12 protein-coding genes are annotated in these 14562 nt (G+C 60.8%); 5 read left to right on the top strand and 7 right to left on the bottom strand.

Annotated features, from left to right (window positions below):
• Positions 1-23: 23 nt before the first annotated feature.
• Positions 24-2357 carry an ATP-dependent Clp protease ATP-binding subunit ClpA gene (gene clpA, locus WDB88_RS06095; RefSeq protein ID WP_339109302.1) on the top strand — a complete coding sequence of 778 codons (2334 nt, stop codon included), beginning with the start codon at positions 24-26 and terminating at the stop codon, positions 2355-2357.
• 92 nt (positions 2358-2449) lie between these two features.
• Entirely contained in the window at positions 2450-3298 is an 849-nt protein-coding gene (locus WDB88_RS06090) for a M23 family metallopeptidase (protein ID WP_339109301.1), read from the top strand.
• Here the strand turns inward: WDB88_RS06090 and WDB88_RS06085 are convergent.
• From WDB88_RS06085 to WDB88_RS06075, 3 genes are all read right to left on the bottom strand, one after another.
• Positions 3295-4677 (bottom strand): peptidoglycan -binding protein, encoded by a 1383-nt coding sequence (locus WDB88_RS06085; RefSeq protein ID WP_339109300.1) that lies wholly within the window; start codon positions 4675-4677, stop codon positions 3295-3297. The genes WDB88_RS06090 and WDB88_RS06085 overlap by 4 nt on opposite strands.
• 1 nt (position 4678) lies before the next feature.
• Complete coding sequence (locus tag WDB88_RS06080; RefSeq protein ID WP_339109299.1) at positions 4679-5851, bottom strand: biopolymer transporter ExbB; 1173 nt, start codon at positions 5849-5851, stop codon at positions 4679-4681.
• Between the two features lie 62 nt (positions 5852-5913).
• The gene (locus WDB88_RS06075) at positions 5914-6459 is read right to left on the bottom strand and encodes a gamma-glutamylcyclotransferase (RefSeq protein ID WP_339109298.1); all 546 of its coding nucleotides are present in this window, start codon (positions 6457-6459) and stop codon (positions 5914-5916) included.
• 63 nt (positions 6460-6522) lie between these two features.
• Here WDB88_RS06075 and WDB88_RS06070 point away from each other — a divergent pair, with 63 nt between their 5' ends.
• The gene (locus WDB88_RS06070; RefSeq protein WP_339109297.1) at positions 6523-7584 is read left to right on the top strand and encodes a DUF2125 domain-containing protein; all 1062 of its coding nucleotides are present in this window, start codon (positions 6523-6525) and stop codon (positions 7582-7584) included.
• Positions 7585-7629: 45 nt separating this feature from the next.
• On the opposite strand, the gene WDB88_RS06065 is transcribed toward WDB88_RS06070, so the two are convergent.
• Together WDB88_RS06065 and hisC are read right to left on the bottom strand one after the other, a co-directional pair.
• Positions 7630-8550: a prephenate/arogenate dehydrogenase family protein gene (locus tag WDB88_RS06065; protein WP_339109296.1), complete on the bottom strand. Its 921-nt coding sequence runs from the start codon at positions 8548-8550 to the stop codon at positions 7630-7632.
• A complete protein-coding gene (gene hisC / locus WDB88_RS06060) occupies positions 8547-9650 on the bottom strand; it encodes a histidinol-phosphate transaminase (RefSeq protein ID WP_339109295.1) in 1104 nt (367 codons plus the stop codon). The genes WDB88_RS06065 and hisC overlap by 4 nt, the downstream gene beginning before the upstream one ends.
• A gap of 346 nt (positions 9651-9996) precedes the next feature.
• On the opposite strand from hisC, the gene WDB88_RS06055 reads away from it, so the two are divergent.
• Positions 9997-10287, top strand: a complete 291-nt coding sequence (locus WDB88_RS06055; RefSeq protein WP_339109294.1) for a hypothetical protein — start codon at positions 9997-9999, stop codon at positions 10285-10287.
• Positions 10288-10433: 146 nt separating this feature from the next.
• Here the strand turns inward: WDB88_RS06055 and rpsD are convergent, their stop codons facing one another.
• Both rpsD and WDB88_RS06045 read right to left on the bottom strand, forming a co-directional pair.
• Positions 10434-11054 (bottom strand): 30S ribosomal protein S4, encoded by a 621-nt coding sequence (gene rpsD / locus WDB88_RS06050; protein WP_339109293.1) that lies wholly within the window; start codon positions 11052-11054, stop codon positions 10434-10436.
• Positions 11055-11232: 178 nt separating this feature from the next.
• Positions 11233-12183 carry a lipid A-modifier LpxR family protein gene (locus WDB88_RS06045; RefSeq protein ID WP_339109292.1) on the bottom strand — a complete coding sequence of 317 codons (951 nt, stop codon included), beginning with the start codon at positions 12181-12183 and terminating at the stop codon, positions 11233-11235.
• Positions 12184-12685: 502 nt separating this feature from the next.
• Between WDB88_RS06045 and ilvD the strand changes: the two genes are divergently transcribed.
• Positions 12686-14527 carry a dihydroxy-acid dehydratase gene (ilvD, locus tag WDB88_RS06040; protein WP_339109291.1) on the top strand — a complete coding sequence of 614 codons (1842 nt, stop codon included), beginning with the start codon at positions 12686-12688 and terminating at the stop codon, positions 14525-14527.
• Positions 14528-14562 lie beyond the last annotated feature (35 nt).

Raw genomic sequence — 14562 nt, 5'->3', positions numbered from 1 at the left:
CCAACATAGGAAAGGAGCACCACATGCCTTCGTTCTCGACCACTTTGGAACAAGCAATTCATGGTGCGCTGGCACTGGCCAACGCGCGCCGGCACGAACTGGCGACGCTTGAGCACCTGCTGCTGGCGCTGATCGACGAGCCCGACGCAAATCGCGTCATGCGGGCCTGCTCGGTCGATCTGGATGAACTTCGTCAAACCCTAACCGACTTCATCGATGATGACCTCTCGACCCTGATTACCGAGGTTGAAGGCTCCGAAGCGGTGCCCACGGCTGCTTTCCAGCGCGTGATCCAACGCGCGGCCATTCATGTGCAATCTTCGGGTCGCTCCGAAGTGACGGGGGCCAATGTGCTGGTCGCGATCTTCGCAGAGCGGGAATCCAATGCGGCCTTCTTCCTGCAAGAGCAGGAAATGACCCGCTATGATGCGGTGAACTTTATCGCGCATGGTGTCGCGAAAGATCCGGAATTCGGCGAAAACCGGTCTGTCACCGGTGCCGAGGAGGAAGAGACCAACAAGGCCGACACCACCAACCATCAGTCCGAGCGCGAGGGCAAGGAGTCGGCGCTGGCCAAATATTGCGTCGATCTCAACAAGAAATCCAAGAAAGGCGATATCGACCCGCTGATCGGGCGCCATGAAGAGGTGGAACGCTGCGTGCAGGTGCTGTGCCGCCGTCGCAAGAACAACCCGCTTCTGGTGGGCGATCCGGGCGTGGGGAAAACCGCAATCGCGGAAGGTCTTGCGCTGAAGATCACCCGTGGCGAGACGCCCGAGATCCTGAAAGGCTCGACGATCTATTCGCTCGACATGGGCGCGCTTCTGGCGGGCACCCGTTACCGTGGTGACTTCGAGGAACGTCTGAAAGCGGTTGTGAAAGAGCTTGAAGACCATCCCGATGCGATCCTGTTTATCGACGAGATCCACACCGTGATCGGTGCGGGGGCCACTTCGGGCGGCGCGATGGATGCCTCGAACCTGCTGAAACCGGCGCTGGCTGGCGGAAAGCTGCGCTGCATGGGGTCGACCACCTATAAGGAATTCCGTCAACATTTCGAGAAAGACCGCGCCCTGTCGCGGCGCTTCCAGAAGATCGATGTGAACGAGCCCTCGACCGCAGATGCCGTGAAAATCCTCATGGGTCTCAAGCCCTATTTCGAGGAGCATCACGACATCCGCTTCACCAATGATGCGATCAAGACTGCGGTAGAGCTGTCGGCGCGCTATATCCACGACCGTAAGCTGCCCGATAAGGCGATCGATGTGATCGACGAGGCAGGTGCCGCCCAGCATCTGCTACCCGACAGCAAGCGTCGCAAGACGATCACACCGAAAGAAATCGAGAATGTCGTGGCCAAGATTGCCCGCATCCCGCCGAAAAACGTCTCGAAAGACGATGCCGAGGTGCTGCGCGATCTGGAGAAAACGCTGAAACGCGTGGTCTTCGGTCAGGACAAGGCCATCGAAGTGCTGGCCGCCTCGATCAAGCTGGCCCGTGCCGGTCTGCGCGAGCCCGAGAAGCCCATCGGCAACTACCTCTTTGCCGGTCCGACCGGTGTGGGTAAGACCGAAGTGGCCAAACAGCTTGCCAGCTCGCTCGGCGTCGAGATGCTGCGGTTCGATATGTCGGAATATATGGAGAAACATGCGGTCTCGCGCCTGATCGGCGCCCCTCCGGGCTATGTCGGCTTTGATCAGGGGGGCCTTTTGACCGATGGCGTCGACCAGCATCCGCATTGCGTGTTGCTGCTGGACGAGATCGAGAAAGCGCATCCCGATGTCTACAACATCCTGCTGCAGGTGATGGATAACGGCAAACTGACCGACCATAACGGTCGTCAGGTCGATTTCCGCAACGTGATCCTGATCATGACCTCGAATGCGGGTGCCTCCGATATGGCAAAAGCCGCAATCGGTTTCGGTCGGGATCGCCGCGAGGGCGAAGACACGGCCGCGATCGAACGGACCTTCACGCCGGAATTCCGCAACCGTCTGGATGCGGTGGTCAGCTTCGCCCCGCTACCGCGCGAGACCATTATCCAAGTGGTCGATAAATTCGTGCTGCAGCTTGAAGCCCAGCTGATCGATCGCAACGTGCATATCGAGCTGACACCGGAAGCTGCAAACTGGCTGGCCGAGAAAGGTTATGACGAGCGGATGGGGGCCCGTCCCTTGGGCCGCGTGATCCAAGAGCATATCAAGAAGCCGCTTGCCGAAGAGCTGCTATTCGGCAAGCTGACCAAAGGCGGTCTGGCCAAGGTCTCGGTGAAGGACGACGAAATCGTTATCGAGGTCGAAGAGCCTGGCAAACCGCGGATCACCGGCTCGAAACCACCGCTGCTGACAGCCGATTGATGCGGCCTTTTCTTCTTCTACTTGTTTCGGCCCTGCCTTGCGGGGCCGAAACTTTATCCGAGCCGCGATTTGCCTTTCCGGTCGACTGCACCTTGGGAAAAACCTGCTATATCCAGAACTATGTCGATCACGATCCCGGCCCCGGGGCCACCGATAGCGCCTGCGGGAATCTGACATATGACGGCCATGACGGCACCGATATCGCAGTCCCTACCCGCGCAGATATGCGCAAGACTATCGCAGTCTACGCGGCGCTTGATGGAACAGTGCGCGCCACCCGTGATGGAGAACCCGATTCCGCCTTTGCTGACGGTGCCTCGGTCAAAGATAAAGAATGCGGCAACGGGGTTATCATTGATCATGCCTCAGGCTGGCAAACCCAATATTGCCATCTGAAAAACGGCTCTATTCTGGTCCAGCCGGGGCAGAAAGTGACCACCGGCACCACATTGGGAGAAATCGGACAGTCCGGGCTGGCGGCCTTTCCTCATGTGCATTTCGAAATCCGGCATAACGGGCAATCGCTTGACCCGTTCACCGCAGGCGACAGCGCCTGCACCCTTGCCGCCGATCACGCCCAACTTTGGACGACGCCCATTGCCTATGACGGGGGCGGCGTGCTTCTGGCAGGGCTCACCAGTGAAATCCCCGATTATGATGCCATCAAACAGGGCCGTTTGCCCGCATTGCCGCAAGAGGGCGCGGGCCGTCTGATCCTGTGGATTTACGGCTTTGGCGGACAGCCCGAAGCTGATCTACATGCAACCCTTTCTGGGGGCGGCCAGAACCTGAGCCAGAACATCGCCTTTGAAAAGCCGCAGGCGCTTTATCTACGCTACATCGGGCGCAATGTAAAAACCGGCCTGAAACCGGGCACCTATACTTTTACCGTCACGGACACCACGGGGCATATCACCGCCGAAGAGGTGACCGTGCCCTAGCGTTCGGTCAGCTTCAATTCGATCCGGCGGTTGGCGGCACGCGCCTCTGGACTATCGCCTTTGGCAACCGGACGATATTGCCCGAAACCTGTCGCCGCCAGACGGTTGGGCGGGAATTTCAGACTGTCGATCATATAGCGCACGACTGAAAGCGCGCGCGCCTGACTGAGCTCCCAGTTGTCGCGATATTGCCCCGTCCCCGAAAGCGGCACGTCATCGGTATGGCCATCAACACGAATGATCCAGTCAAGCTGCGGCGGGATCTCGGCAGATAACTCGTCCAGCAAGCGGGTCACCTGCGCGATTTGCGCCTTACCCTCATCGGACAGGGTGGCAGACCCCTGCGGGAACAGCACTTCGGAGGAGAAGACGAAGCGGTCGCCGACCACTTTTACCCCCTCGCGCCCTTGCAGAATTTTCGACAGGCGGCCGAAAAACTCCGAACGGTAGCTTGCCAGATCCTGCGCCTCGGCTTCCGCCTTCTTGCGCGCCGCTTCTTCCAGAGAGGCACGGCGTTTCTGCTCGGCGGCAAGCTGCGCAAGCGCCGAGTTGAGTTGAGTGCCAAGCGATTCGATCTGGCTTTTGGAAGCCGCGGATCGCGTCTGGCTATCATCCAGAACGGCCTGTAATTGCCCCAGCTGGCCACGTAGGGCCGCAATCTGCTGGTTCAGCAATTCGACCTTGCGGGCCGCGTCTTGCGAGATATCTTTCTGCTCGGCCAGCGCCTTTTCGGCCACCGCCTGCAACGCCGCCTGCCGTTCGGCCTCGGTCAGTTGACTGTCCAGCCTGCCCTGCAGATCATCGCGCGCGGCCTGCGCGGCTGCCAGTTTGGTCAGCGTGTCTTCGGCCTGACGGCGGGCCTCCTCCAGTGCGAGGGTCATCGTGGAAATCTCTTCCCCCGACACCTGCAGCTTAGTGCGAAGGTCATCAATCGTCGCTTGCGAGACGCGCAGCTTCTGGTCAGACGCCTGCATCTGCGCCTTTTGCGCTGCCAGAAGATGCGCCACCTGTGCTTCAAAAGCGGTGATTTTCGTATCTGCTGCGGCCAAATCGGACTGGCGATCCCGAAGCTGGCCCGTGAGATTGGCAATCAGGGTCGCCTGCCGCTGCGCCTCGGTTTCGGCATCGGTCAGCTTGGTTTCCAGCGACCCCACCTTCTGACGCGACAGCGACAGCGCCTGCGCCAGCCCGTCCACCGTGTCATTCAACGAGGCCAGTTCATTTTCCTGCGTATTCACCTGCTGGCGCAGCACCGATTGCACCACCATGAAGATCGACAGCACAAAGATGACCACCAACAGAAGCGCGGTCATCGCATCCACGAAACCGGGCCAGATATTGGTGGAAAACCGCTGCCGTCCGCGCCGCGCCAGTGCCATCTCAGCTCTCCCGCGGGCGGGCGAGAATGGCGCGCGTCATCGCGGCGAAATCATTGCGCAGCTCGGCCATGCTTTCCTGACGGCCCGCCGACATCTCTTCGAGGATACGCGCCATCTGCCCATCCATCGACCGCAGGCGCATCCGCATCTCGGCATCATTTTCCGCCGAGAGATCAGAGGCATAATAGGCCGCCATCGTCTCGAGCGCCATCACCAGCCGCTCTTGGCCGTCGGCCATGCGCTGAAGGCTTTCGGCCTGCGCACTGCGCGCGGCGATCTCGCTATCAAGGCGGTCGGACAGCCCCTCCATCACATGCGCAAGCTGACCCAGACGCACATCCACCTGACGGCGCGAGCCCTCGCTCTCGGCAAAGAGCCCGTTCAGCTGGTTCATCTGCTCGGCCATATGGTCAAGGATCTCGATCACCGCCGATTCCTCGCCATCACCGCCGGCAAAGCTGAGCCGGCTGATCGAGCTGATCCATTCCTCAAGCTCGCGGTAGAACCGGTTCTGGCCATGCGTCACGAACAGTTCTAGCAACCCGACGATCAGCGACCCCGCAAGCCCCAGAAGCGAGGAAGAAAACGCCGTGCCCATCCCCCCCAGCTGTCCCTCAAGGCCGGTCATCAGGTTGTCAAAGACGCTTAGCCCCGACTGCCCCTCTTGAGGAGCCAGCGCGCGGATGGTGTCAACCACCGCAGGCACCGTTGTGGCCAGCCCGTAGAAGGTGCCCAGAAGCCCCAGAAAGATCAGCAACCCCGTGATATAGCGGGTAATATCGCGGCCTTCATCAATCCGCTCGGCCACGGATTCCAGAATCGAGCGCCCCGCAGAGGTGGCAATATCGGCGCGTTGGCGCGTCCCCAGAAGGGCCGCCAGCGGTGCCAGCATCACGGGCGCCCGCACATCGGGCCGGCCCGGACGGTCCGCCGCAAAGCTTTCCAGCCAGCTAACCGCCTTGATCAACTGCACCACCTGCCAGAAACAGGCCAGCACCCCCAGCACGAAGGTCACCACAATCACGCCGTTCAGCCAAGGGTTGGACAGGAAAATCGGGAAAATCCGCGCATAGGCGAAAACAGCACCGGTGGCGACCAGCCCCAGCACCACCAGCATCATAAAGATCTGCCGCACGGGCTGGGAGAATTGCGGTTCAAGCTTCAGCTTCGACATGGATGGCCTAGATTATCTGTTTCCGGCTCGACCCTAATCGTCACAGGCGGTTTCTCCAAGGGCTATCCGCGCGCCTCCTCGGCAAGATGGCGCACCCGTGCCGCGAGCCAGTCCAGATCGGGATCCGCGATACCCAACCTGCCCAGATGCTGGGCAGTATTATAGAGATATTCGCAATTCGGCCCCATCTTGCCGCAGGAGCGGGCGATAATCTGCGCCTGATCCTCTAGCGGATGGTGACAATACTGGGTGTTCGCCGGATCGATGACATAGGTCACCGCCTCGACCACGCGCCCGTCCGCCAGCGCCACCGGAAGGAGACGTTCCTCATAAGCATCCGAGACCAGCTCGCGGGCGCGCAGATAGGACAGCACCTGCGCCTCTTCCCCCGCTTTGGCCCGCAGTGCCACCCCCGCGCAAACCGCGTTTTCCTGCGCGTCGAGCGCCAGCACCAAGCCCGGGTTCCGCATAGTGCCGCGATAGTGAATGGACGTCATGCAGAAAGAGCGATGCCACCCTTTCAAACGACCAAGTGCCTGTTCTTCCGGTACAAATCCCGGATTCCAGATCAGCGAACCATAGCCGAAAACCCATAACGTCTTGTTCATGTCTCTGGTCCTTTTCTCTTGTGCCGAATAGATAAGATATCAAGAGGCGTGAAGAGGTATATAATGCGAAAATTAGTGGGTCTCATCATCATATTGGGTGTCATTTTCGGCACTTATTGGGTGCTGATGTCACGCGCGATCGAAAGCCGTGCGAAAACGTTGATCGCCAGCGCCGAAGCCGGTGGCTGGGGGTCGGCACAGGCAGTGGCTGTCAGTGGCTTTCCCACGAAATTCACTGCCAATTTCGAATCTCCCGAGCTGACCCAGCCCGATGGCGGCTTTAACTGGGCTGCCGAATATGCCCAGCTCAATGCCGGTGTGTTCAGCCCGACCTCGATCACCATGACCCTGCCCGAAGAAGCCGATCTGGGTTGGGCGGGGCATCAGTTCACGCTGTCAAACATCTCCAACCAGCTTCATGTCGATCTGGGGCTGAGCAGTTCGCTACCGCTGAACGCGGCCAAGCTTGTGCTCGACCAGCCCGAGATCAGCGGTGAAAAGATCGATTTTGGCGCGAACCAGATCAGCGTAACGCTGAACGAAGCCAAAAGCGGTGCGGCCTCGATCGTGGACCCGTCAGATGCGCAATCCACACTGACCCCTGCCCATGCCTATCAGGTCACAGCCAATATGGACGAGGTGCAGATCCCGCTGGATGCGCTGCGCAAGCTTCTGCCCGACGGCGCGGCAACCGACACGCCGCTGGCGGACAAAATCGACCAGATCCACCTGAATGCCGCCATCGGCACGGCCACACCGCTGGACAATAGCAGCCTTGCCCGCATGCCCGCGCTGCAAACGCTGCGGATTGATAATTTCACGCTGGATTGGGACGCCAAGCTGGTCAGTGCGCAAGGGGCCCTGACCATCACCGAAACCGGCCAGCCCGAAGGCGAGATCCTGCTGAGCACGCCGGATTGGGAAGCTTGGCTGGAGGTGGCTGTCGATGCGGGGCTGATCGCGCGGAACCGCGTGGATATGGTCAAGCTTCTGGCGGGGCAGATGGTCGACAAATCCGGCCTGCTGACATTGCCGCTGACCTTCCGCGCTGGCCAGATGAAGCTCGGGCCGCTGCCGCTGGGCAAAGCTCCGGTGATCCAGATCCCTGAATCGGCGGAAGGGTAAACACAAAAAACGGGCCCCGCGCGGGGCCCGTTACGGTTGCGGCCTCTACTCGCCCGCCTGCTTGGGCACCCGCCCGAAATCGGGGGCATCGGTATCCTGCCCCGCATCAATGATCCCGCGCCGGATCGCACGGGTGCGGGTGAAATAGTCGTGCAGCATCTCGCCGTCGCCAGTGCGGATCGCACGTTGCAGCACGAACAACTCTTCGGCAAAGCGCCCCAGAATATCCAGCGTGGCCTCTTTGTTGGTCAGGAAGACATCGCGCCACATCGTCGGGTCCGACGCTGCGATACGGGTGAAATCCCGAAAACCCGAGGCGGAGTATTTGATGATCTCCTGATGGCTGACGCGGCGCACATGATCGGCCACACCCACCATCGTATAGGCAATCAGATGCGGGCAATGCGAGGTCACCGCCAGAGTGATATCGTGATGGGGCGCATCCATCGTGTCGACATTCGCCTCCAGCCCCTCGAGATAGGCGCGCAGCTTGGCCAGTGCCTGCGGGTCGGTCGTCTCGGAGGGGGTCAGCAGCCACCAGCGGTTGACAAACAGCGTGGCAAAGCCCGAGCGCGGCCCCGATTGCTCGGTCCCTGCCAGCGGGTGGCCGGGGATGAAATGCACGCCTTGCGGCACATGGGGCGCGACAGCCTCCACCACGGCCTGTTTCACCGAGCCCGTATCGCTGAGAATGGCCCCCTGTTTGAGATGCGGCGCGATCTCGGCGGCGACCGCCCCCATCACGCCCACTGGCACGCAAAGCATGACCAGATCGGCATCACGCACGACATCGGAGAGGCTGTCACAGACAGTATCGACCAGCCCGATCTCGGCGGCGATACGACGCACTTCGGGGTCGCGGTCATAGCCCGCCACCTCGCCCGCAAGCCCTTTCCATTTTGTCGCATGAGCAAGGGACGAGGCAATCAGCCCCATCCCGATCAGCGCCACTTTCCCGAAGATCATGCCAGATCACCGGCCATGAACTGCGCTTTGAACTGACCGATCAAATGGGCCACACGACGGCAGGACGGCTCGTCCCCCACGGTAATACGCAGGCAATGCGGCAGGTTATAGCCCGCCACACGGCGCACGATAATGCCCTCGGATTTAAGATACTCGTCACAGGCTTCCGCCTCGGCGGTCGAGGTAAAGCGCGCCAGAATGAAATTGGCGGTGGAGGTATCGGAGGGCACACCCTTCTCGGCCAGCGCCTCGGCCAGCCAGGCCCGCAGGCGGGTGTTGTCATTGCGGCAGCGTTCCAGCCAGTCCTGATCGCGCACGGCAGCCTCGGCGGTTTCAAGCTGCGCGGTGGACATATTGAACGGCCCGCGCACGCGGTTGAGCACATCGATGATGGCTTTGGGACCATAGCCCCAGCCCACGCGCAACCCGCCCAAGCCGTAGATCTTGGAGAAGGTGCGCGTCATCACGACATTCTCCAGACGGGTGGCGATATCGGCGCCGCCATCATAACCCTCGACATATTCCGAATAGGCGGCGTCGATCACCAAGATCGCCTGCGGCGGCAGACCACGGGCCAGACGTTCCAGCTCGGCGGGCGCGATCATCGTGCCGGTCGGATTATTGGGGTTGGCGATGAACACCAGCTTGGTGTTCTCGTTGCAGGCGGCCAGAATCGCATCCACATCGGTGGTGCGGTCGCGCTCTTTGACCTCGACCGGCGTGCCACCGGCCGCCATCGTCGAGATGCGATACATCAGGAAGCCGTGCTCGGTGAAGACCACCTCGGACCCCGCGCCCACATAGGCCTGACAGAGCATGTGGATGATCTCGTCCGAACCGACACCGATAATGATCTTATCGGCATCCAGTTTATAGACATCACCGATGGCCCCGCGCAGGCCCGCATGATCGGTCGAAGGGTAGCGATGCATCGAATGCGCACAGCGCGCAAAGGCTTCTTTCGCCTTGTCGGACGGCCCGAACGGGTTCTCGTTCGAGCTGAGCTTCACCGCATCCGTGCGGCCTGCCACTTTGGACGCGCCGCCTTCATAAAGCGCGATATCCATAATTCCGGGTTGCGGTTGAATTTGGTCATTCATGATGCATCTACCCTCATCTTGCGCCGCCTCTTTATCTGCGAGGCGGGAGTTTTTCCAGCAATCTTTGGTCGCTGCAAAGATTTGCCGCAGAGGGCGTGGGAGATGCCCCACATATTTAGAAAAAACTTACGCAAATTTTAAAATCTTACCCGTTTATGGACCGCTCCCCGGACAGATTTACGCCTCATTTAGATTTCACAACTTAAGCGTTACATAGTCCAAAGGAATGTTCTCAATGTCCCAAATACCTGCATATGCGGCCCCTCCTCTGGCATTTGCCACGACCTTCCTATGTGCCTTGGGATTACCTGCCACTGTCCGCGCGGACAGCCTGCAGGATGTGTTCATGTCCCTACCGAAGGCCAAGCGCATTGCCGTCAAACAGACATTGTCGCGCTATCAGCTTTTCGTCGGTCGCGTCGATGAAAACTGGAGCCCCGGAACCGAGCGCGCCTTGCGACGCGGGGCCGAAGAGGTGGCGAAACGCTCGCAACTGATGTACCGCCCGCGCCTTGTTTCCCAACGCGAAGCGCAGGTCTATATCGCCAAACTCGAATCCGGCGAATTCGGGGATTACTTCCAGAAGGAATCCGACGCCCAGCTCTGGTCCTTCCTGAACGTCTTCAAGGGCGGATGAGCCGGCAGAATGACAGAATGTCATGCCCCTCCACAGCGTTACACGACAAGACTGACCAAAACGTAAAAAGCCGCAGCACCAAGCTGCGGCTTTTTGTATTTTGCGGAGTTCGGCAAAGAACCGGTGGGGCCCGAAGGCCCGCCACCTTAGTTCTTTGCGTAGAATTCGACGACCAGATTCGGTTCCATGACGACCGGATAGGGCACGTCGGACAGGGTCGGGGTACGGGTGAAGGTCACGGTCAGCTTCGAACCGTCGACTTCCAGATAGTCCGGAATATCGCGCTCTGCCGAGGCTTGTGCTTCGATGACCAGCGCCATTTGCTTGGACTTCTCACGCACCTGGATCACGTCACCCTCTTTCACGCGGTAGGAGGGGATGTTCACGCGCTTGCCGTTCACCAGAACGTGGCCGTGGTTGACGAACTGGCGTGCTGCGAAGACGGTCGGGACCAGCTTGGCGCGGTACACAACGGCGTCGAGGCGGCGCTCGAGCAGACCGATCAGGTTTTCACCGGTATCGCCCTTGACGCGCTCTGCTTCACCGTAGATGCGGCGGAATTGCTTTTCGGTCAGGTCGCCGTAGTAGCCTTTCAGCTTCTGCTTGGCGCGCAGCTGGATACCGAAGTCCGACAGTTTTGCCTTGCGGCGCTGACCGTGCTGACCCGGGCCATATTCACGACGGTTGACCGGGGACTTTGCGCGGCCCCAGATGTTTTCGCCCATGCGGCGGTCGATTTTGTACTTGGCAGACGTGCGTTTGGTCACGGCTGATCTCCTTCATCAAAGTTTCGAAGGGCGTTGTCCTCCTCCGGCCTTGCGACCGGCGACAGGTTTTCTCTTGCGAGATCCACCAACACCAAAGAAAAACCGGCAGCCTGCGCCACCGATCCGCGCGCTTATACAGGGACCATCCCTGCTGTCAACGCCTAAGACCGCAGGCCGCTCAGAAACGGATATCCACGCGCAGATCTCCCAACACCTGCCCCTCTGGCTGGGTGGTGAATTCCTTCGACAGCCATGTTGCCCCATAGCTGATATGCCCCCAACCCCATCCGTGGCTGATAAAGGCCCGCAAACGATAGCGCGTCTCTTCCGCCGCAATAGTCTCGCCGGGAAACAGGTCGCTATGGCCGACATGGCTCACATCCGCACCGAGGCCGAAACGCGTGGCCCGCGCATATGTGTCGCCCAGCCCCAGATAGAGCCGCCCCAGCACATCATCGCGTAACCACAGCTCTCCATGCGCCGCATTGAAAACCAGATCGGCGCCTGCGGTCAGAAGATCCTCGTCGCCGCTTTTGCCCGCAACAAAGGGAATCAGTTGCGTCCGCTCGGACAGCTCCACCGGATAGCGCAATTCGGCCACCACCATCGGCCAGACCTTATTGCCAAGCTGCTGGTCCTGCGCGGCCTGCGGATCGGGCTGGTCCAGAATGTCATGCAGCGCATCCTGCACCTTGCCCGGCAAACGGTCCGGCCCGATCCCCACCACGCCAAAGCCCACCATAGCCTGCCAGCCTGCCTGCTCGAAATAGCTGCGCGCGCTCAGTTCCGTGCGGCTGACATAACGGCGGTCATCGGCGGCCGGATGCTCGAGCGACTGGGGCGCGATGACCGACCCGCCCAACCGGAATTCCCAAAGCGAGAAAGGCACCACAGGTGCCCGCCCCGTCCAGTCCGCCCCCGCAAGAACGGACAGGCTCATACCGCCGGTCTGCCAGCGGTCATGACCGTCACCGATCAGGTCATTATAATGGAACCGCGACCAGCCCAGATAATGGAACCCCTGCGCGGGCAGCGTCTCGACCACAGCGGCGGTCTCCGCCCGAAGCGGTGCCGCAGCCCCCAGCATCAGCGCCAATGCCCCGATCACCCCATAGCTCTGCCTGTGCATCCTACGCTCCCTCAGCGGTCTTTCTGCGACCCTGCCACAGCCGCAATGCGCCGCAAACGCCTTGTGCACCGCCAGCCGCTCATCCCTGCGCGGCGTTGCAAGCAGATCACGCGCGCGCTGCGGCAAGTGGCCCCAAGACCACAATCACGCGCAAACGCCTTGCTCCCATCCGCAGTTGGTGATTGATGGATCCTGTTCCGACAGCCAAAGGCGAATCCACCACCGGCCTAATCCCCGCGTGATGCCGGATACCCGATGGCGAGTAACGGACACTCAGCCCCGCCGCTGCCACGGGGGGCCTTTGGGTGCCACCCTTAGCTGCTCGCGGGGGTGGCACCTCTCCTCGCGAAACTTTCTTTCGCGGAGTCCCTGCAGAACGAGGCATTACAAAAGCGGATGGCTGTTTTGCCTGTTCTTCCGTTGCCGGTTGCGCTAAAGCTGCGCTCCGAAAGCAGGGGCGCATGCGCCCTCGAAGCCATTGCCCAAAGAAAGGGAGCAGCCAATGCCCTATTATCGTTCCCGCAGATCGACCCATGGCCGCAATATGGCGGGCGCGCGCGGATTGTGGCGCGCAACCGGCATGACCGATAGCGACTTCGGCAAGCCGATCATTGCGGTCGTCAACTCCTTCACGCAATTCGTCCCCGGCCACGTCCACCTGAAGGATCTGGGTCAGATGGTGGCCCGCGAGATCGAGAAAGCCGGCGGCGTGGCAAAGGAATTCAACACCATTGCGGTCGATGACGGGATCGCCATGGGCCATGACGGCATGCTCTATTCGCTCCCCTCGCGCGAGATCATCGCGGATTCGGTGGAATATATGGTCAATGCCCATTGCGCCGATGCGATGGTCTGTATCTCCAACTGCGACAAGATCACCCCCGGTATGCTGATGGCCGCAATGCGCCTGAACATTCCCGTGGTCTTCGTCTCGGGCGGTCCGATGGAAGCGGGCAAGGTCACCATCAATGACCTCGAAAAGGCCGTCGACCTTGTCGATGCGATGGTCGTGGCGGCGGATGACAAATATACCGATGAACAGGTTGACGAGTTCGAAAAGAACGCCTGCCCCACCTGTGGCTCCTGCTCGGGCATGTTCACCGCCAACTCGATGAACTGTCTGGCCGAGGCGCTGGGTCTGGCGCTGCCGGGCAATGGCTCGATGCTGGCCACCCATGCCGACCGTAAGGAGCTGTTCCTTGAGGCCGGTCGCAAAATCGTCGAGATCACCAAGGCGCATTACGAGGACGAGAAGCCCGGCTTGCTGCCGCGCGACATCGCGACCTTCGAGGCGTTCGAAAATGCCATGTCGCTCGATATCGCGATGGGCGGCTCTACCAATACCGTGCTGCACCTGCTGGCGATCGCACATGAGGGCAAGGTCGATTTCACGATGGATGATATCGACCGTCTCTCGCGCAAGGTGCCGGTGCTGTGCAAGGTCGCGCCCGCCAAGGCCGACGTGCATATGGAAGACGTGCACCGCGCAGGCGGCATCATGGGCATTCTGGGCGAAATGAACCGCGCGGGTCTGATCCATGCCGATTGCCGCACCGTGCATTCGGAAAGCATGGCAGAGGCGCTGGCCAAATGGGATATCGTCACCTCGAATTCCGATACGGTCGACGCGTTCTACCGTGCCGCCCCGGGCGGCGTCCGCACAACCCAGGCCTTCAGCCAGTCGAACCGCTATAAGGAGCTCGACCGGGATCGCGAAAACGGCGTGATCCGCTCGGGCGAGCATGCCTTCTCCAAGGATGGCGGCCTCGCCGTGCTCTTCGGCAATATCGCCCTGAATGGCTGTATCGTGAAAACCGCAGGGGTGGATGATTCCATCCTGAAATTCTCCGGTCCGGCCCGTGTGTTCGAAAGCCAGGACGACTCGGTCTCGGCCATCCTCACCGGCAAGGTCAAAGAGGGCGAAGTGGTGATCATCCGCTTCGAGGGGCCGCGTGGCGGACCGGGCATGCAGGAAATGCTCTACCCCACCTCCTACCTCAAATCCAAAGGTCTGGGCGCGAAATGTGCGCTGCTGACCGACGGGCGCTTCTCGGGGGGCACTTCGGGCCTGTCCATCGGCCACGTCTCGCCGGAAGCCGAAGAAGGCGGCACGATCGGTCTGGTACAGGATGGCGACCTGATCGAGATCGACATCCCCAACCGCACCATCAACCTCGCCGTGGCCGAAAACGAGCTGGCCGCCCGCCGCGAGGCAATGGGGCCGCTGCCGTGGAAACCCAAAGCGCCGCGCAAACGGGCGGTCTCCACCGCGCTCAAAGCCTATGCAATGCTCGCCTCCTCGGCGGCCAAAGGCGGCGTGCGTATTCTTCCGGAAGACCAGTAACCACAGGCGCCCGCAGGAGGATCGGCCAAAAGGCC

Origin of the sequence: Thioclava sp. GXIMD4216, from assembly GCF_037949285.1 — a bacterium.
Classification (GTDB): domain Bacteria; phylum Pseudomonadota; class Alphaproteobacteria; order Rhodobacterales; family Rhodobacteraceae; genus Thioclava; species Thioclava litoralis.
Note: the sequence above shows the minus strand (reverse complement) of the source record. Positions and strands in the feature narration are given on the sequence as shown.